The organism is Bradyrhizobium sp. SZCCHNR2028, assembly GCF_032380995.1.
Classification (GTDB): Bacteria; Pseudomonadota; Alphaproteobacteria; order Rhizobiales; family Xanthobacteraceae; genus Bradyrhizobium.
Genome location: NZ_JAUHJF010000015.1, coordinates 146,453 through 164,395, shown reverse-complemented (window position 1 = coordinate 164,395; position 17,943 = coordinate 146,453). Strand labels below are relative to the sequence as shown.

The 17,943-nt window shown below is 64.8% G+C and carries 13 protein-coding genes; 4 read left to right on the top strand and 9 right to left on the bottom strand.

Going from position 1 to position 17,943, the window contains the following annotated elements; all coding sequences use genetic code 11:
* Positions 1-110 precede the first annotated feature (110 nt).
* Positions 111-1,502, bottom strand: a complete 1,392-nt coding sequence (gene hpnO, locus QX121_RS22655) for an aminobacteriohopanetriol synthase HpnO (RefSeq protein ID WP_315737300.1) — start codon at positions 1,500-1,502, stop codon at positions 111-113.
* 101 nt (positions 1,503-1,603) lie between these two features.
* Between hpnO and QX121_RS22650 the strand changes: the two genes are divergently transcribed.
* Positions 1,604-2,230, top strand: a complete 627-nt coding sequence (locus QX121_RS22650) for a DUF2147 domain-containing protein (protein ID WP_409997722.1) — start codon at positions 1,604-1,606, stop codon at positions 2,228-2,230.
* A 62-nt stretch (positions 2,231-2,292) separates the two neighbouring features.
* Here the strand turns inward: QX121_RS22650 and QX121_RS22645 are convergent, their stop codons facing one another.
* Positions 2,293-4,893 carry an MMPL family transporter gene (locus QX121_RS22645; RefSeq protein ID WP_315813073.1) on the bottom strand — a complete coding sequence of 867 codons (2,601 nt, stop codon included), beginning with the start codon at positions 4,891-4,893 and terminating at the stop codon, positions 2,293-2,295.
* 488 nt (positions 4,894-5,381) lie between these two features.
* On the opposite strand from QX121_RS22645, the gene ispH reads away from it, so the two are divergent.
* Entirely contained in the window at positions 5,382-6,308 is a 927-nt protein-coding gene (gene ispH, locus QX121_RS22640; RefSeq protein ID WP_315714888.1) for a 4-hydroxy-3-methylbut-2-enyl diphosphate reductase, read from the top strand.
* A 34-nt stretch (positions 6,309-6,342) separates the two neighbouring features.
* Positions 6,343-7,491, top strand: a complete 1,149-nt coding sequence (gene hpnH, locus QX121_RS22635) for an adenosyl-hopene transferase HpnH (RefSeq protein ID WP_315714889.1) — start codon at positions 6,343-6,345, stop codon at positions 7,489-7,491.
* Between the two features lie 108 nt (positions 7,492-7,599).
* Here hpnH and QX121_RS22630 read toward each other — a convergent pair whose 3' ends face one another.
* From QX121_RS22630 to QX121_RS22610, 5 genes are all read right to left on the bottom strand, one after another.
* A complete protein-coding gene (locus QX121_RS22630) occupies positions 7,600-8,364 on the bottom strand; it encodes a phosphorylase (protein ID WP_409998094.1) in 765 nt (254 codons plus the stop codon).
* Between the two features lie 341 nt (positions 8,365-8,705).
* On the bottom strand, positions 8,706-9,956 hold the full coding sequence (hpnE, locus tag QX121_RS22625) for a hydroxysqualene dehydroxylase HpnE (RefSeq protein WP_315813072.1): 1,251 nt from the start codon (positions 9,954-9,956) through the stop codon (positions 8,706-8,708).
* A complete protein-coding gene (gene hpnD / locus QX121_RS22620; RefSeq protein ID WP_315813071.1) occupies positions 9,956-10,795 on the bottom strand; it encodes a presqualene diphosphate synthase HpnD in 840 nt (279 codons plus the stop codon). Before hpnD ends, hpnE begins: the two co-directional genes overlap by 1 nt.
* The gene (hpnC, locus tag QX121_RS22615; RefSeq protein WP_315737294.1) at positions 10,792-11,670 is read right to left on the bottom strand and encodes a squalene synthase HpnC; all 879 of its coding nucleotides are present in this window, start codon (positions 11,668-11,670) and stop codon (positions 10,792-10,794) included. The genes hpnD and hpnC overlap by 4 nt, the downstream gene beginning before the upstream one ends.
* Before the next feature lie 224 nt (positions 11,671-11,894).
* The gene (locus tag QX121_RS22610; RefSeq protein WP_315714894.1) at positions 11,895-12,131 is read right to left on the bottom strand and encodes a hypothetical protein; all 237 of its coding nucleotides are present in this window, start codon (positions 12,129-12,131) and stop codon (positions 11,895-11,897) included.
* Between the two features lie 477 nt (positions 12,132-12,608).
* On the opposite strand from QX121_RS22610, the gene QX121_RS22605 reads away from it, so the two are divergent.
* Positions 12,609-13,103: a hypothetical protein gene (locus QX121_RS22605; RefSeq protein ID WP_315737293.1), complete on the top strand. Its 495-nt coding sequence runs from the start codon at positions 12,609-12,611 to the stop codon at positions 13,101-13,103.
* 124 nt (positions 13,104-13,227) lie between these two features.
* Here QX121_RS22605 and QX121_RS22600 read toward each other — a convergent pair whose 3' ends face one another.
* Together QX121_RS22600 and QX121_RS22595 are read right to left on the bottom strand one after the other, a co-directional pair.
* On the bottom strand, positions 13,228-15,585 hold the full coding sequence (locus tag QX121_RS22600) for an efflux RND transporter permease subunit (RefSeq protein WP_315813070.1): 2,358 nt from the start codon (positions 15,583-15,585) through the stop codon (positions 13,228-13,230).
* 394 nt (positions 15,586-15,979) lie between these two features.
* Positions 15,980-17,566: a B12-binding domain-containing radical SAM protein gene (locus tag QX121_RS22595; protein ID WP_315813069.1), complete on the bottom strand. Its 1,587-nt coding sequence runs from the start codon at positions 17,564-17,566 to the stop codon at positions 15,980-15,982.
* Between the last annotated feature and the right edge of the window lie 377 nt (positions 17,567-17,943).

The window sequence follows — 17,943 nt, the reverse complement described above, 5'->3', positions numbered from 1 at the left end:
GCGCTCTCGCGCTTCAGTCATTGCGAGCGAAGCGTGCCCACGGTCTGTCCGGAGACGAACTGAAACGGTGGGCACGGCGCTACGCGCCTTTGCCCCACCCGACGCGAACATCACGCCGATTTGCGGATCGCGTTGTCGACCAGGGTCTTGCCGAGCGACCAGATCGCGCCGGGGACCTTGTGGCTCTGCGCGATGACGTCGTCGAAGGCGCGCTCGATCCAGGCGCAGTCCTCTTCGGTGATGGTCAGCGGCGGCAGCAGCTTGATCGTGTGCAGGCCATGGCCGGCGACCTGGGTCAGGATCTTGTGATCCTTGAACAGCGGCACCGTGATGAGCTGGCAGAACAGGCCCTTGTTGGCGCTCTCCAGCATGGTCCAGGAGGCCTTGAGGCGCAGCGATTTCGGCGGACCGAACTCGACGCCGATCATCAGTCCCTTGCCGCGCACTTCCTTGAGCAGCTCGTAGCCCGGCACCATCCGCGTCAGCGCCAGCCGCAGCTCGGCGCCGCGCTTGGCGGCGGCCTCCACCAGCTTCTCGGCCTTCATCACCTCGAGCGTGGCAATGCCGGCGGCCATCGCGAGGTCGTTCTTGGCGAAGGTCGAGCCGTGCACCACGGCGCGGTCCATGCGGTTGAAGATCTTGTCGAAGATCTGCTTGCGCGTCAGCAGCGCGCCGACCGGGACATGGCCGCCGGACAGCGCCTTCGACAGCAGCACCATGTCGGGCTCGACATTCCAATGTTCCACCGCCAGGAACCGGCCGGTGCGTCCCATGCCGGTCTGGATCTCGTCGGCGATGAAGATGGTGCCATATTTCTTGCAGAGCGCGGCGGCCCCGGGCAGGAACTCGTCAGAGGGCATGTTGACGCCCTTGCCCTGGATCGGCTCGACGATGAAGGCTGCGATCTCGCGCGACGAGAGCGCCTGCTCGAGCGCGGCAAGATCGTTGAAGGGGATGGCCGTGCAGCCCGGCAGCAGCGGCTCGAAGCCGTTGCGGAAGTTCGAATCATCGGTCAGCGATAGCGCGCCGTAGGTGAGGCCGTGATAGGAGTGCCCGCAATAGACGATACCAGGCCGGCCGGTCGCGCCACGCGCGAATTTGATCGCGGCTTCCACGGTCTCGGCGCCGGAATTGGCAAAGAACACCTTGTCCAGATACGGGACATATTCCAGCAGCCGCTCGGCAAGAACACCCGCCAGGGTCGAGACGTCGAGCTGAACGAGATTCGGCAGATCGCTATCGAGGACGCTTTTCAGCGCGGCGCGCAGCGTCGGATGATTGCGGCCGATTGCAAAGACGCCAAAACCGCTGAGCAGGTCAAGATAACGGGCCCCATCACGATCGTAGAGATATTGCCCTTGTCCCTTCTGGAACCCAACATCATATCCAATCGTCTTGAGAACGCGGACAAGCTGCTCGTTCAGATGCCGAGAATGCATCGTGCTGCGCTGCGCTTGGCGCTCCACAAACATCTCGGAAACGTCTAGATTGGGTTTTAGCATCGGCTACATACTTCGGTTGATGGACGTGACGTCAACTGAAAACGCGCAATGCGGCGTTTTGCCCTCATTCGCACCATCAAAGCAAGCACGGGTTTCTGCCAATGTTGCATCGCCTTAGATATCTCATGTCGACGACACTAGCATACTCTGCAGTCGTGTTCGCAGCAGGAATTTCTTCCGCGCTCGCGGCCGACCCCACCGGCGACTGGCGGGTCGCCGACGGCGTCGCGAACATCCGAGTCGCACAATGCAATGGCAGCATGTGGGGCGTCGTGGCCTGGGAGAAGACCCCGGGCGGACGCGACAGCAACAACCCCGATCCGGCCCGCCAGAGCCGTCCGACGCTCGGCATGCCGATCCTGATCGACATGAAGAAGAAGCCCGGCGCAGACGCGTGGGAAGGCCAAGTCTACAACGCCAAGGATGGGCAGCTCTACAGCTCGACCATCACGCCGATCGATCCCGATCACCTGGAGATCAAGGGCTGCGTGCTCGGCTTCCTGTGCGGCGGCGAGACCTGGACGCGTGTCGCTCCGCCGATCCCGTCGAGCCCCGTGAACAGCATGGCTAAAGGTACACAGAAACCAATCGCGCCAGCCCCTGCCCCGGCGGCCAAAACGACGACCGGCGTCGGCAGTGGCGCAACCGCATTGGCCAAGCCGGGACAAAAGCCCGCGGACCAGGTCGGCGATATCTGCCTGCTGCCCGATATCGCGCGCGCCCGTTAATTGGCGTCCGTCACCCGAACAAAAAAGCGGCCGAGAGATCGGCCGCTTTTTCTATTCCGGGATCACGAGCCCTCTTGCTCCTTGATCTCGCGAGGCTTGCCCATCAGCGCCGGCTGGAACAGCAGCACGGCCGCGAGCGTGGTGACCAGCGACAGCGCCAGCAGCTTGCCCATGCTGGACGTTCCGGGATGGCTCGACAGCCACAGGCTGCCGAACGCGGTCGCCGTCGTCAGCGCGCTGAAGAAGATCGCCCGGGTCAGGCTGGTCTGCAGCAGGTTGGTGCGGCCGCCGCGCCATGCCACCACGTAGTAGATCTTGAACGCGACGCCAATGCCAAGCAGGAGCGGTAGGGCGACGATGTTGGCGAAGTTCAGCGGCAGCTTGATCAGCACGCAGATCTCCAACGTCACGGCTCCTGCAACCAGCAGCGGCACGATCGTCATCAGCACGTCGGTGAAGCGCTTCAAGGTCACCCACAACAGGAGGCTGATCACGACCAGCGAGTAGATGCCGGCGTGGATGAATGCCTTCACGATCGTGTCACCTGACTTCAGGATCGACACCGGCCCGCCGATCGCATTGGGCTCGGCCGCCAGCACCGCGTTGGCGAATCGCCGGAGATTGTCGTTGTCATTCGGATCCCCCTTGGGCTGCGCCTCGACCCGAATCAATCCGTCCTTGCTCTTCCACTGCGACACCAGCTCCGGTGGCAGGTTCGCGAGGCTGACGGGCTGCGCCTGCAACGTGGCGCCAAGCTGCGCCAGCGTGATCTTCCACGGCTCGACGAACACCGCCTGCGCCTTGTTGCGCACCGCTTCGCTGGCGCCCGCGAGTCTGGCAAGCGCGTCGGCGAGCCGCCGCGACGCGACCGCGCCCGGCCCACTGCTCTCGCCCGCGGTGCGCCGGAGATTGTCGACGGTCGAGTTCAGGGCGTCCACGTTCTCCTTGTCGCTTGGCGCCGCATCGATCTGGTCCGGACTGAGCGCAGGCCCCAGCACCTTCGCGCCCTGCGCGATCAGCTTCAGCTTGGCCGGCTGGTCCTGGGGGACGAAGCTGTCGAGCGACATCACGCGCGCCACTTCGGGGAGCTTCTCGAGCTTGGCCTCGATCGCCTTGGCCTCGGTCTCGGAGCGCGTCAGCACATCGATCGCGTTGGCGCCCGTGTTCGGATCCTTTCGCAGGTCGAGATAGGTCGCGATCGACTCGGCGCGCGGATTGCGCAGGTTCATCGGGTTGAAGTCGAACTTCATGTAGTAAAGCAGCGGCAGGCCGGCGACGACCAAGCCGAGCGTGCCGACGATGATCGGCACCCGGTGCTTCTCCAGGAAATGATCGACAGGCGCCAGGAAGGCGTAGCCGACCGGCTCCTTCTCGCCGGGCGGATTGAGAATCCTCAGCAGGGCCGGCAGCACCGTGATCGACGACAGGAACGCGATGATCATGCCGGCGCCGGCGATGGCACCGAGCTCGGAGATGCCCTTGTAGTCGGTCGGCAGGAAGCACAGGAAGCCGGCAGCCGTCGCCATCGCCGCAAGCGACAGCGGCACGGCGGAGCGGCGCGCTGCTTCCGCCAGCGCCTCAGGCAGATTGTCGTTCTTGAAGCGCTCGGAACGGTAGCGGACGCTGAACTGGATGCCGAAATCGACGCCCAGGCCGATGAACAGCACGGCGAACGCGACCGACAACAGATTCAGGGAGCCGACCATCATCAGGCCAACGGCCGTGGTGAGGGCGAGGCCGATGAACAGGTTGATGAACACGGCCGAGATGATCTTGGCCGAATGCAGCGCCAGCCACAGGATGATCAGCACGACGATCACGGTGCCGATGCCGTTGACGACGGCGCCCTCCTGCACGGTGGCGTATTCCTCGTTGGCGATCGGCACCGGCCCGCTCAGCCGCACGCGCGCATGAAAACGGTTCGGGAAATCGAGCTCGACCGCGGCCTGCCGGATCGCATCGGTGGCGGCCTTGCCCGGCTCGAGCGCCTGGTAGTCGAGGATCGGCTTGAATTGGATGAAGGCGCGCTTGTCACTGTCTTCGAGCGGCTTGTCGGAGATCAACTGGCGCCAGGAGAAGGTCGCATCGCCCTTGTCGAGCACGGTCTCGACGGTCTGGGAGATGTAGTCGAACGGCCGCGCAACGTTGTCGAGCTTGACTTGCCCGCGCTTGACGCCGGCAAGGCCGGTCTCCAGCGCACCGGTCAGGCCGCGGATCGAGGGGTCCCCGGCCATGATCTCGACCAGCGGTGCCGCCGCCGCGAACTGGTCCGTGAGCTGCTTGACCTCCTCGGTCGGCAGGAATAGCAGGCCGTTCCTGGCGAAGAACTCGCCGCCGCCGAGCAGCTCGACCGATGAGAAGTTCGCGGTGTCGCCCTTGAGCTTCTTGGCGAGCGCATCGGCCGCCACACCTGTCATCTCGGGCGTCGCCGCTTCGACCACCGCCAGGATCATCCGATCGCGATCGAAGGCCTGCTCGTACTGCTGGTCGCGCTTGCGCCAGTCGAGCTCAGGCGAAATCAGCTTGTTGATGTCGGTATTGATGGAGAAATGACGCGCCGTATAGAAGCCCGCGCCTACGGAGAGCAGCAGGGCCGCAATCAATGTCGGCCAGGCAAACCGGGTGCAGGCCTTGACGATCGAGACGACAAACGTGGTCAGCACTTCGTGACTTTCTAATGTTTAGAGAGCTGGGCGGAAACGTCCGCTTCATGGCGGAGTTCCCCGATCAGGGCGAGCCCCGGACGCACACATCCTGAGCGGCGCCCCGACCCGGCCTGGCCCAACCTTTGAAGACGAGGATGGTCCCTCGACGGCGGATCAGGTCGAACGATGCACGGAACCGTCGGGGCGGCTGATATAGCGGCTGTTCTCGGCGGTAAAGTGACGAACGAGTGAGAGCATAACCAACTCAATTAATTGATCTAATTTATAATTACTAAATTACCTGCGGCCTGTCGCGGGCTGTGTGCGACGGGTCACATGCGAGCGACTTGCAGACTGGCTTTCCTCTTCGCTCGATTTTTGACACAAAGCCCTGCGCTTCCATCGGTGTGGCGGGCAATTGGGGCATTCGCTGGTGCGAATATTGCAGCCCCGTCGCACGCACGGAGGTGCCGGGTCGAAAGTGAGGCAACGTGGCTGGACGTCCCATGCAGGTGTATCTCGCGCAGCCGCGCGGTTTTTGTGCTGGAGTCGTGCGTGCAATCGAGATCGTCGAGCGCGCGCTGGAGAAGTATGGCCCGCCGGTCTATGTGCGTCATGAGATCGTCCACAACAAGCACGTGGTCGAGAGCCTGAAGGCCAAGGGCGCCATCTTCGTCGAGGACCTCTCCGAGGTGCCGCCGCGCGCCGTCACCGTGTTCAGCGCCCACGGCGTTGCCCGGACGGTCGAGGAGGAAGCGGCCGCCCGCGGGCTGCCGGTGCTCAATGCCACCTGCCCGCTGGTGACCAAGGTCCACAACCAGGGCAAGCGCTACATGTCCAAGGGCCGTACCCTGGTACTGATCGGCCATGCCGGTCATCCGGAGGTCGAGGGAACCATGGGTCAGGTTCCCGGCCCGGTCCACCTCGTGCAGAACGTGGCCGATGTGGCCACCCTGCCCCTGCCGGTCGATACCCCGCTGGCCTATATTACCCAGACCACGCTCAGCGTGGACGACACCAGGGACATCATTTTAGCCCTTCAAGCCCGCTTTACAGACCTTCAAGGTCCCGATATCCGGGATATCTGCTATGCGACACAGAACCGGCAATCTGCGGTAAGGGACTTAAGCAAGCTGGTGGACGTCATCCTGGTGGTGGGCGCCGCCAACAGCTCCAACTCGAACAGACTGCGCGAGATCGGCACCGAGGCCGGGGTCGCAAGCTATCTGATCGCTGATGGCAGCGAGCTCGATCCGGTTTGGCTGAAGGACGCCAAGGCCGTCGGCATCACCGCCGGCGCCTCGGCCCCCGAAGTCCTCGTCGACGACGTCATCGAAGCCCTGCGGCGCATCGGACCGGTTGAGGTCGCGGTGGTCCCGGGGCGGGAAGAAAACATCGAATTCCGCCTGCCGGCCGAGCTGGTCGCGGGCTGATCGGTCCTCGTTTGGTCCAGAAAGAAGAGACGTAATGGCAATCCCCTTCCATAAGGAACTGCGTATCGGGGCCTATCTGATGAAGCAGAAGCTTCTCGGCCGGAAACGCTATCCGCTCGTGCTGATGCTGGAGCCGCTGTTTCGCTGCAACCTGGCGTGTGCCGGCTGTGGCAAGATCGACTATCCCGATGCGATCCTCAACCGCCGCATGAGCGCGCAGGAGTGCTGGGACGCGGCCGACGAATGCGGTGCGCCGATGGTGGCGATCCCCGGCGGCGAGCCGCTGATCCACAAGGAGATCGGCGAGATCGTGCGCGGCCTGGTCGCCCGCAAGAAGTTCGTCTCGCTCTGCACCAACGCGCTGCTGCTCGAGAAGAAGCTCGATCTGTTCGAGCCCTCCCCCTACCTCTTCTTCTCGGTGCATCTCGACGGCCTGCGCGAGCATCACGATAAGGCGGTCTCGCAGAAGGGCGTGTTCGACCGCGCCGTCTCCGCGATCAAGGCCGCCAAGGCGCGCGGCTTCACCGTCAACGTCAACGCCACGGTGTTCGACGGCCATCCCGCCGAGGAGATCGCCAAGTTCCTGGACTTTACGACCGAGCTCGGCGTCGGCGTCACCATGTCGCCCGGCTATGCCTATGAGCGCGCGCCGGACCAGGAGCACTTCCTCAACCGCACCAAGACCAAGCAGCTGTTCCGCGACGTCTTCAAGCTCGGCAAGGGCAAGAAGTGGAATTTCATGCATTCCGGTCTGTTCCTCGACTTCCTGGCCGGCAACCAGGAGTTCGAGTGCACCCCCTGGGGCATGCCTGCGCGCAACATCTTCGGCTGGCAGAAGCCCTGCTATCTGCTCGGCGAAGGCTACACCAAGACCTTCAAGGAGCTGATGGAGACCACCGACTGGGACTCCTACGGCACCGGCAAGTACGAGAAGTGCGCCGACTGCATGGCGCATTGCGGCTACGAGGCCACCGCCGCCAATGCGGCGCTGACCAACCCGATCAAGGCGATGTTCGTGTCGCTGCGCGGCATCAAGACCGAAGGCCCGATGGCGCCGGAGATCGACCTCTCCAAGCAGCGCCCGGCGCAGTACGTGTTCTCGTCGGAGGTGCAAAAGCGCCTCTCCGAGATCCGTCACGACGAGGCGATCGAGGCGCAGCAGAAGGCCTCGACGGCCGCCTGATCTTCACGGCTCTGATCAATCAAAAGGCCGCCGAGTGATCGGCGGCCTTTTTCATTGAACTGATCTCTGGATCGGGATGGACGCTACGCTCCGCGATGAGCAAACGGCTCACGCCTCGGCAGCAGCGAGCGTTTCGGTCTCGAGGAAGTGCTCGGCGGCGAGCATGCCGCTCAGCAGCAGGTCGCGGGCACCGCGCAACGAGCGCAGGGCGCGATTGAACTCGATGCCCGTGGACACCAAGCCGCGCAGCACGGCCGGATTGCGGGCGACACCGCGCAGGATCATCGGCAGGTCGATGTCGCCGTTCGGCTTGATGGCGTCCTTGGCGAGCGACGGGAGGGTGCGATGGGCGGGATCGGAGATCACCCGCAGCGCCGCGAACGGCAACCCGTATTCGGCGGCATAGGCGGCGGCGATGTGGCTCTCCATGTCGACCGCGGCCGCCCCGGTCTTCATGCGCAGCGCCGCCTTGCGGGCCTGGGCCACGACAACCTCCTCGGCCCCGGCCAGCACGCCGCGCACGACGCGGCGCTTCTTCAGGGCGGCGCGGGCGATGTGCTCCTCACGCAGGGAGAGCCCAGACAGCCAACGGGCATCGCCCGCGGTCACCTCGGTGGCGACGACGATGTCGCCGGCCTTGAGGCTGGGATCGAGGCCGCCGGCCACGCCAAAGCTGACGACGCCGCGGATCGAGGTCGGATCGAACACGGTGAGCAGCGAGCGCAACTGCCTGGGGTCGCTCGAGCTGCAGATCACCATCATGCCGGGCCCGGCAGCAATCCGGGCCTCCTGCACCAAGCCCGTCACGACCAAGACCGGCCGCGGATCAATCGGGCGATCCGCGGACGTGTCGTCCCCCATCCCCAACTTCACAATCCGACCCCTGACACCTTCTCGGACGTCGCGTGATCCGACGTCTCCGTCTCTTGTTCCAAAGCCTCAGCCGCGGCGGCGCCAGAGCGGAAAGACCTTAACAAATCGAGGATTACGCAGAAAAATTCCGCGAGGAAACCCCGTTTGCGCCGCACTGCACCCGTACCCGATGCGTTTTTTGCCTGGTGTTGCCATTTGGCCCCGCCGATCCCTGTTCCGCCCTGGAACAAATTGCGCCGGCGCCACCAGGCGTGGAACTTTAAGCAAGAACTACGCCACGAAAATGTGAGACTCGCGGCGCAGGCGGCATGACGGCGCGGCCAGATTCGGCCCTGCGCCGGTCAGCCGTGCCCGAGCAGGAGATTCGCAGCGCGGTCGCCGGAGCGCACCGAGCCTTCGATGGTTGCCGGCAGGCCGGTATCGGTCCAGTCCCCCGCCAGAGCGAGATTGCCGAACGCCGTCTTCGCTCCCGGTCGGAGCGCGTTCTGCTCCGGCGTCGCCTCGAAGGTGGCGCGACGCTCGCGCACGATCTGCCACGGCGGCAGCTCCGCCTTGATCCCGGCGGCCTTGCAGACGTCGGCCCAGATCGCGGCGGCGAGCTCCTCGCGCGGCATGTCGACCAGCCGATCGCCATTGCTGATGGTGACCGAGAGCCGCTGCGGGAAGGCGAACAGCCATTCGACCAGGCCGCCGACCACCCCGAGCAGAGCTGGTGCATCGCGCGGCGGCGTGATGCGGAAATGGGCATTGACGATGGCGCGATATTTCGTCGGCCCCGTGAGCCCCGGCAGCAGGGCCATCGCCGGCCGCGGCGGCACGGCGAGCACCACGACGTCGGACGGACCGAGCGCGACCGTTTCATCGCCGCCGAACCTGAGCCCGGTGACGCGACCACCCGCATCGTCGAGGCCACGCAGCTCGCGGCCGATCCGCACGCTGCCGCCCTTGCCTTCCAGGAATTTCACGGCCGGATCGATCAGCACGCCCGACAGGCCATCGCGCGCGATCAGCGGCCGGCAGGCCTGGCCGCCGGCGAGCAAGGTCTCGCGGACGATGGCGCCGGCAAGCCCCGCCGAGCCTTCCGGCGGATCGCAGTTCAGTGCCGCGAGCAGCAGCGGCTGCACCAGGCGGTCGTACAGCGTACCCTTGCAGGGAATCGTGCTGCCGATCGTCTTGGACGTACCGGCCCAGATCAGCGGCGACAGCGCGAGGTAGTCGCCGAGCTTGGTATCCGGCACGCGGCGGCCCTCGTCGAACACCCACAGCGGCAGGCGGCCGTTGCCGAGATCGAGCAGCCAGCGCTGGCCGCTCCGGATGTCGACGAAGGCGAACTGCGCCTTCTCCGGCCCGACCAGCCCCGCTTCCGAGCCGATCGCGCGGGCATAGGACAACACGTGATGATTGGCCGACAGCAGCAGATGGTTGCCGTTGTCGATCACCAGGTCGGTCGCGGCGTCGTAATAGGACCGGCAGCGGCCGCCGAGCTGCTGCGTGGCCTCGTGGACGTGCACGACGTAGCCCGCATTGGCGAGCCGCACGCCGGCGGAAAGGCCGGACACGCCGGCGCCGATGATGTGAGCGGTCTTTTGCATCAGATGATTGCGTAACGGAGGATGATGCCGATCTTCGTGAGCTTGCTCACGCGGACGGGCTCGCGCGGCAGCGCGAAGCCACGTTCGAGCAGGAGGTCGAACACGGCGCGGTAGTATTTCGACATGATGCGCGGCGCACGCACGGCACGCCGGCGGTTGCGCCGCATGATCTCGTCGGCCTTCTCGAAATGCGTCTTCGCCCTGACGGCAACCGAGTTGCAGACCTTGGGAAGCGCGCGCTCCTGCGTCACCTTGGCCGGATCATCGCCGGTGATTCCGGCGAACAGCAGCGCCTCGCGCGGCAGATAGAGCCGGCCGATGGCCGCGTCCTCGTCGATGTCGCGCAGGATGTTGGTGAGCTGCAGCGCGCGGCCGAGATGGTGGGCCAGCAGGATGCCGTCCTCCTCGGGCATGCCGAAGATGCGCACCGAGAGGCGGCCGACCGCGCTCGCGACCCGGTCGCAATAAAGGTCCAGCGTGGCGAGATCTGGCGCGCGGATCTCCTGCGGCACGTCCATCTCCATGCCGTCGATGATGGCGAGGAAATCCTCCCGCTTCAGGCCGAACGTCTTCACCGCGGCGACGTAGTCGCGCAGCCGCGGCGGCGGGTTACCCTGGTAGAGCGCGTCGATGTCGTCGCGCCATTTCTGCAGCGCCGCCAGCCGCTCGGGCCGCGGCCCGTCGGAATCGGCGATGTCGTCGACCTCGCGGCAGAAGCTGTAAACCTGGAACATCGCATCGCGCTGGGCGCGCGGCAGGATGCGCATGGCGGCATAGAACGAGCTGCCGGACGCCGCCGTGCCGTGATCGATATTGTCTGCGGTCGCCTCGAGGGTCATGCGCCGGCTGCCGATTTGGTGGCGGGATGACGCCCGGCCACGCGGCGGCCGATCTCGCCCATCACCGACGTGAAGGTGAGGCCGAGCATGCCTACGGGCGACAGGTGCACGCGCTCACTCAGCGGATCGCGCACCTTCAGCAGCGCCACGATACGGTCGGCGAAAGCCTGGATCACGGCGATCTCCAGTCCGAAACGGAAATCCTTGACGCCGCTGTTGAGGTCCCTGCCCTCATCGAGCAGCGCCGCGTTACGCACCGCGAGCTTCTGCAGGCAGGCCAGCAGTTGCGGCGGCGATCTGGACTCGCCGAGCATCTCGACGGTGGCGCCGGCTTCCGCCAGCGCATCGCGCGGCAGGTACACGCGATTGAGCGCCTTGTAGTCCTTGCCGCAGTCCTGCAGGTGGTTGTTGATCTGCAGCCCGGCGCAGATCGCGTCCGAGGCCGGCCAGGTCGCGGTGGACTCGCCGTGCACATCGAGCATGAAGCGGCCGACCGGCATCGCCGAGTAGCGGCAGTAGTGGATGACCTCGTCCCAGTTCTCGTAACGCAGCTTGGTCACGTCCATCCGGAAGGCAACCAGCAGATCGAGCGCATGCCGGGGCGGCATGCCGCGTTCGGCGAGCGCCCGGCGCAGGCTGACGGCGACATCCTGGGTCTCGCCGGTCCCGGTCAGCTCGGCTTCGAGCAGATCGAGCAGCCGCAGCTTCTCCTCGCCCGGCAGGCTCGGATGATCGGCGATGTCGTCGGCGGTTCGCACGAAATTGTAGAAGGCGAGGATCAGCGCCCGGTGCTCTGGACGGATGATCCAGGAGGCCACCGGAAAGTTCTCGTCCCGGTGTGTCTTGCCGGATCGCAAATCGCTCGCGGTGGTCATGGACGAAACAGCTATCAGGTTGAAAGGGCGCTACCGAAAACAATGCCCGCCGCTTCGCTCATGCGAACGGATTGCTCGCCCCCATATAGGCGAAGATCCAGCCAAAACCAATGCAATCGATGTCGGGCAGCCCATAGGATCGAACCGCCGCCCCTTCCCTGAGGGGCGGGCCGGCGGTCGTTAACCAAAAGAGTTCGGAAACAACCGTTCCGAACGGCAACCGCTTACTGGTTGTGGGTCTTCAGCACCTGATCGCAGGCCGGGCTGATCTTGGGGCGGTTCTCCTTCAGGCACGCAAGGATCGTGAAGTCACCCTGATCGATGACGGCACGGCAGAACTTCTGAACGTCACGCGTGCAGGCCGCCTGCTCTTCGGGCGTGCCGCCGCGGCCTTGCGCGAACGCGCCGGTGGAAACGGACACCGACGACAGCAGGGAAAGTGCCAGGAAAATCTTACGCATCGTGTTCCTTCATTTTGACAGCAGAGGAGACCTCCCGGATCGCCGATGCTGCCCGGGAAACACCTGTTTGGTTTGGCAAGGACCGCAAGCCCCCCCAGCGCCGGAGGTACGCTGCCAAATGCGGCCAAATTTGCGCCCTATGATCCCGAGCGGATCAAGCTCGGAGATCACAGCTTTGGCACAAACAAGGCGTTGATACTAGGGCGTTATTCTCGGAACACGTTTTTCGCATTTGGCTGTTGCAAGCATGCCGCGCGGACCGTTAGATGCAGCGCCGTCGAGGCGGCTTGCGTGCAGCCGTCTTGCGAGGACGACCATTCGGCGCCGACCCGTCGCACGGTGTCGGCGGGCATCATGGCATCCGGTCGCAGCGCCCGACCGGCCGTCATTTGAACCTAACCTTCGGCGAGAACACCAAGTGTTCGAAGCGGCGGCGTACGCCGACACAGCGGTGTCATTTTGGATGGGAAACTCGATATGAAACTGTTCGGCTCACCTTTCTCTGGGCGCGTCGTCAAGGCCGCCGGTCTCGGAGCGGCATTGTTCGTGGCGGCGACCGCGGTTCAGGCTCAGTCGGGCCCGTTCGCCGGCTTCGACGGGTCGTGGTCGGGCAACGGTACGGTCGCGCTGTCCGACGGCACCACCGAGCGCATCCGCTGCAAGGCCAGCTACAAGGTGGCCGGCGCCAATCTGAAGCAGAGTCTGCAATGCGCCAGCGACAGCTACAAGTTCCTCCTGACCAGTGACGTCACCAGCCAGGGCGATCGCATCTCCGGCAACTGGAGCGAATCCAGCCGCAACGTGAACGGCGAGCTGCAGGGCACCGCCGGCAACGGCCAGATCGACGTGTTCGTGCAGGCCGCCGGCTTCGCCGCCAGCATCACCCTGAGGACCAGCGGCAACAAGCAGGTCGTGCAGATCTCCTCCAAGGGCGAGATCCGCGGCGTCAACATCACGATGTCGAAGACCTGAACGGTCGCGACATCGTCAGCAACGGAATGCGCGAACGGCCCTGACGGCGTCAGGGCCGTTTTGTTTTTTCGCCCGCGTCGTACGCGGGCGATGACAGTGTTGGATTGGGCTTAGATCACGCCCCTCACACCGGCTTGCGCTTCAGCTTCTGCGACAGGTTGATCAGGAACATCGCGGTCGGGCGGAGGATGAAGAGGTCGGCGAACAGCGCCGCCACCATCGAGAACGCGCTGAGCCAGCCGAACAGCCGCAGCGACGGCAGATCCGAGAACACGGTGACGACGAGGCCGCAGGCCAGCACCACCGTGGTGAGGATCAGCGCCGGTCCGACCAGCACGGTGGCACGCTCCACCGCGACCGCGGCGCTGACGCCGGGCGCACTCTCCATCCGCAGCCGGTTCAGGAAGTGGATGGTGGCCGACAGGCCGAGGCCGAAGGAGACCGTGAGCGCCACCACGCTGGCAAATTGCAGCCCCTCCCCCATCGCCCACAACAACGTCCCGGACATCACCACCGGGAAGATGCCGGGCAGGATGCAGGCGAGCATCACCACCCAGGAGCGGAAGGCGAGCCCGATGAACATCGCCACCAGCGCGAACTCGATGGTGAGCCCGTGATTGAGCTTCTGGATCATGCTGGCGGAGTTGCGCGCGGCGATGGCGGCTAGGCCGGTGACCGCGATCTCAAAGCCGGGGTGCTTCTTCCTGACCGTGTCGAGCTCATGATCAAGCTTGTCGACCACCGGCAGCAGCTGGCTGGAATCCAGATCGGGAACGCGGCCGGCGACCACCACCGCATCCTGCTCCTTGTCGATGAAGCGGCGCACCAGATGCTCGGGGATCAGATTGACGTATTCCTGCAGCGTCGTCGTATCGGACGAGCCGGCCTTCTCGGCCAGCCAGCGCCTGAGCGTCTCGACCGACCAGACGTTGCCGACACCGGCAGTCTTCTCGACGGTGGCATGGACGTCGGCGATGGTCTGCAACGTCTCCGGCGCATAGAGCGAGGCGCCCTTGGGAAACTGGACCAGCACATTGACCGGATTGGCGCCGGTGAGCTTGGCATCGAGCCGGTTGCTCGCCGCCACTGCCTGGCGCTTGTCCGGCACCTGGTCGGCGAGCCGGTAGCGCGGCTCCAGGCTCGCATAGACCACCGCGAGCGAGCCGACGAACACCACCGCGATCAGGCTGAACAGGCCGGGACGACCGACCATGCGCACCGCGATCCAGTAGCAGAAATTGCGCAGCGCCTGCACGCCGGCATCGGCCCCCTGGAATTTGACCGCGAACGTCTTCTCGTTGCGCACCAGCAGCACGCCGAACACCGGCACCAGCGACAGCACCGCGACCAGCGCGATGATGGTGGCGGCAAGCCCCGCCTCGCCGAACTTGCGGATCAGGTCGCTGTCGGAGAACTGCAGGGCGATGAAGGAAATGCCGGCGGTGGCGTGGGTCAGCACACAGGCGGGGCCGACGACCAGCACGGCGTTCTTGAACGCCGTCACCTTGTCCTGCCCTGCGATCAGGCGGTCGCGGGCGGCGAAGGTGAGCTGCATCGAATCGGAGAAGCTGATGACCATGATGAGCGGCGTCATCACGTTCAGGAACATGTTGAGATTGAAATTGGCCCAGCCGAGCGCGCCGAGCGCGAGCATGATCGCGATCAGCGGCGGAAACGCCGCCGCGATCATGAAGGAGACCTTGCGGAAGAAGATGATGGCGATGATGCAGCCGGCGAGAATGCCGAGAATGTTGTAGGTCAGCCCGTCACGTTCCACCGCGTTGCGGATCTCGAGCTGCATGACCGGCACGCCGGAAAGCTGGACATTCAGGCCGGTGTCGGCGAGGTCCTCCGCCATCAGCTTCCGGATGTCGCCCACCACCTTCCCGAGATCGTTCGAGGCCACCACCTTGGGCTCGAGCGACAGCACGATCAGGGCGAGCGTGCCGTCCTCCGACAACAGCTTGCCGCGGATGATCTCGTTGGACTTCACCGTTTCGATGAACTTGTCGTAGGCCTCGCCCTCCGGCAGATCCGACGGAAACAGCGCCGCCGGAAGCTTGCCGGGCGCCGGCGCCTGACGGGCCGAGAACAGCGACACCAGGCCACGGGTGCCCTCGACCAGTTGCAGGTCGGTCACGAAGTCACGCAGCTTCTCGAGGTTCTGGCGGGCCAGCAAGGTCTTGCCCTCGACCACGACGAGGACGTCGAATTCCTCGGCCGGGAACTTCTTCGTCACCTCCTCGTACTGGTGGAATTCCTTGCTGTCGGAGCGAAACAGCTGGCTGAGCGAATCGTCGATCTGGATCCGCTTGATGCCGAACACCGCCGCCACGATCAGGACGAGCAGGACGACGCAGGAGAAGATCGGCGCCTTGACCGCGAAGAGGCCGAGCCGTTCGATGCCGAAAGCGATGCTGTCGGCCGGCCGGTGCTCGACCTTCTCGACATGGACTTCGTTGTCGTGCCTGACTTCCAGCATGCGGTGTCCAGTGGTTGGGGGCGGCCTAATTCGGAAGGCCTGAGCGCATAGGGCAGAAATAAGGCCGCTCAGCGAAGCAGAGATGACCGCATTGTGGCCCGCAGCCGAAGCTAATCCTTGAAAACATGTGACAATTCGTCGAGGCCGGGTCTAGCAGGGTTCACTCCCCGGCCGCAACCATGCCCGGCCACACAAGACGGCGAGCCGGCATGGCTTCCGATCACGCCACGATTCTGCCGTGCTTGAAAAGAGCGTGGACGGCCCGGACGGGCGCTGGGCTCAAAAACCTGAACGACTCAAGGACCGGTATCCGACCGAGCCGTCCCTTGCCCGGGGCAGGCCGCGGACCGGTGCCGGCGAGCGCCACTCACCGCCCCTGCCCCAGAGAGGACCATCACCCTGCGGGAAGGGCGGCCTCGCGCAGCCGGATCGAGTAGTTCGACGCGTTCTGATTCCCGCGCGAGGCGGCGCGCGCAAACATGATGAGGTGATGCGCGATCAGCGCCACGGCGATGAAATTCTCGATCTCGCCTCGCTTCAGCTGGCTCCAGGCGAAGCGCCAGAACGGCCGCTTGTAGTCGCCGAGCACGCCCACCTTCCAGAAGATCTTGCCCATCATGACCAGGCCGCGCCTGATGTTCGGCCAGCTCTTCATCTCGTCGCTGACCGGCACCTTGATGCGGTTGGCGTAGGTGGTGTCGCATTGGTGCTTGTAGCGTGCGAGCAGCCGCTCCGGCTCATAGGCCACCTCCATGCAGCGCCGCCACGCCGTGACCACCTCGTCATAGGGCATCAGGAATTTCACGTTGGAGTCGCGGCCGTCATCGTGGACCAGCCTGCCCTCGCGCTCGAGGCGATCCCACAGCGGCGTCTTCGGCAGCGCCTGCAGCAGATTGATCGTGAGCAGCGGGATCCGGCTCTCCGCGACGAACTGCAGCAGCGCGTCCGCGGTCTGCGGCGTATCGGTGTCCAGCCCCATGATGATACCGGAGACGACCTCCATGCCATAGCCGTTGATGGTCCTGATCCCCTCCAGGATCGGCACCATCATGTTGTGGTCCTTGTGCATCGCCGTCAGCGCATCCGGGTCGGGCGTCTCGATGCCGCAGAAGATCGTGATGAAATAGGCCTCACGCATCTTCTCCAGGATCTCGGGCCGCTTGGCGATGTTGAGCGTGGCCTCGCAGGCGAGCCGCATCACATAGCCGGTGCGCTTCTGCCATTCGATCAGATGCGGCAGCAGGTCCATCGCCGCCTTGCGGTTGCCGATGAAATTGTCGTCGACGAAATAGACCGAGCCGGTGACGCCGCATTCCCTGAGCTTGTCGAGCTCGGCGACGATCTGCTGCGGCGACTTGATGCGCGGGTTGCGTCCATAGAGGCCGGGGATGTCGCAGAACTCGCACTGATAGGGGCAGCCGCTGGAATACTGGATACTGCCGAGAAAGTACTTCTTCACCTCGGCGAGCTCATAGGCCGGCACCGGGAAATCGGTCATCGCCACCCGCTCGTCGGTCCGCAGCACGACCTGCTGCGCAGGCCGCGACGGATCCCGCGCCAGCCGCGCGATCAGCTCGTCGGTGGCATCGCCGAGCTCGCCGACATGCAGATAGTCGAAGCTCGGATAGTAGTCCGGACAGGCGCTGACGGAGGGGCCGCCCAGCGCGACCGGCAGGTCGAACGCATGCGCCCTCTGGCAGATGTCGTTCATCTGCTGACGCTGGATGTGCATTCCGCTGACGAACACCGCTTCGGCCCAGGAGAAATCCTCGTCCTGCGCCGGGCGGATGTTCTCATCGATGAAGCGCACCTGCCAGGAACTTGGAAGATAGGCCGCGATCAGCAGCAGCCCCTGCGGCGGCATGAAGGCCTGGACGCCGTCGGTGAGCGGATAGGCGTGCTCGAAGGTTCCGAACGACGAGGTGTAGCGCGGAAACACACAGAGAATGCGACGTACCGTTTCGATGCCCTCGAATCTCATCGACTGCCCCTCGCGACAACCCGCTAACTGGTTACCTTACGGCCGAAGATAAGGCTTCGCCACCCCTTCCGGAAAAGTTGAGTGCGATCGAGCCTTCCGCTCCTGTCGCAGGGCGCAACGTCCCCTTCGCATGCCGGATGCTCGCGCCGTCTGGCCTGATCGGACGCGCCCCGACGAGGCGACCTGATCCGATGCATCGCAATGCGGATGGCGGAATGCGAAGGGCGATCTAAAGTTCCAATCAGATGGAGAATTGATCGATCGAGCGCAACGACCGTTCCCGGCCGGTCTCCGATCGGCGAACCAATTGGGGAGCGCGTGCGCGGCCGGCCACCGGTTGCAATGCATTTGCAGGGGAACGAGGGGCCTCGAAATGG

Bases quoted from the DNA above. Each gene is read 5' to 3' on its own strand.
- hpnE (WP_315813072.1), bottom strand. From the start codon at position 9,956: ATGCAAAAGACCGCTCACATCATCGGCGCCGGCGTGTCCGGCCTTTCC.
- QX121_RS22610 (WP_315714894.1), bottom strand. From the start codon at position 12,131: ATGCGTAAGATTTTCCTGGCACTTTCCCTGCTGTCGTCGGTGTCCGTT.
- QX121_RS22595 (WP_315813069.1), bottom strand. From the start codon at position 17,566: ATGAGATTCGAGGGCATCGAAACGGTACGTCGCATTCTCTGTGTGTTT.
- QX121_RS22650 (WP_409997722.1), top strand. From the start codon at position 1,604: ATGTTGCATCGCCTTAGATATCTCATGTCGACGACACTAGCATACTCT.
- QX121_RS22600 (WP_315813070.1), bottom strand. From the start codon at position 15,585: ATGCTGGAAGTCAGGCACGACAACGAAGTCCATGTCGAGAAGGTCGAG.
- hpnC (WP_315737294.1), bottom strand. From the start codon at position 11,670: ATGACCACCGCGAGCGATTTGCGATCCGGCAAGACACACCGGGACGAG.
- ispH (WP_315714888.1), top strand. From the start codon at position 5,382: ATGCAGGTGTATCTCGCGCAGCCGCGCGGTTTTTGTGCTGGAGTCGTG.
- hpnO (WP_315737300.1), bottom strand. From the start codon at position 1,502: ATGCTAAAACCCAATCTAGACGTTTCCGAGATGTTTGTGGAGCGCCAA.
- hpnD (WP_315813071.1), bottom strand. From the start codon at position 10,795: ATGACCCTCGAGGCGACCGCAGACAATATCGATCACGGCACGGCGGCG.
- hpnH (WP_315714889.1), top strand. From the start codon at position 6,343: ATGGCAATCCCCTTCCATAAGGAACTGCGTATCGGGGCCTATCTGATG.
- QX121_RS22605 (WP_315737293.1), top strand. From the start codon at position 12,609: ATGAAACTGTTCGGCTCACCTTTCTCTGGGCGCGTCGTCAAGGCCGCC.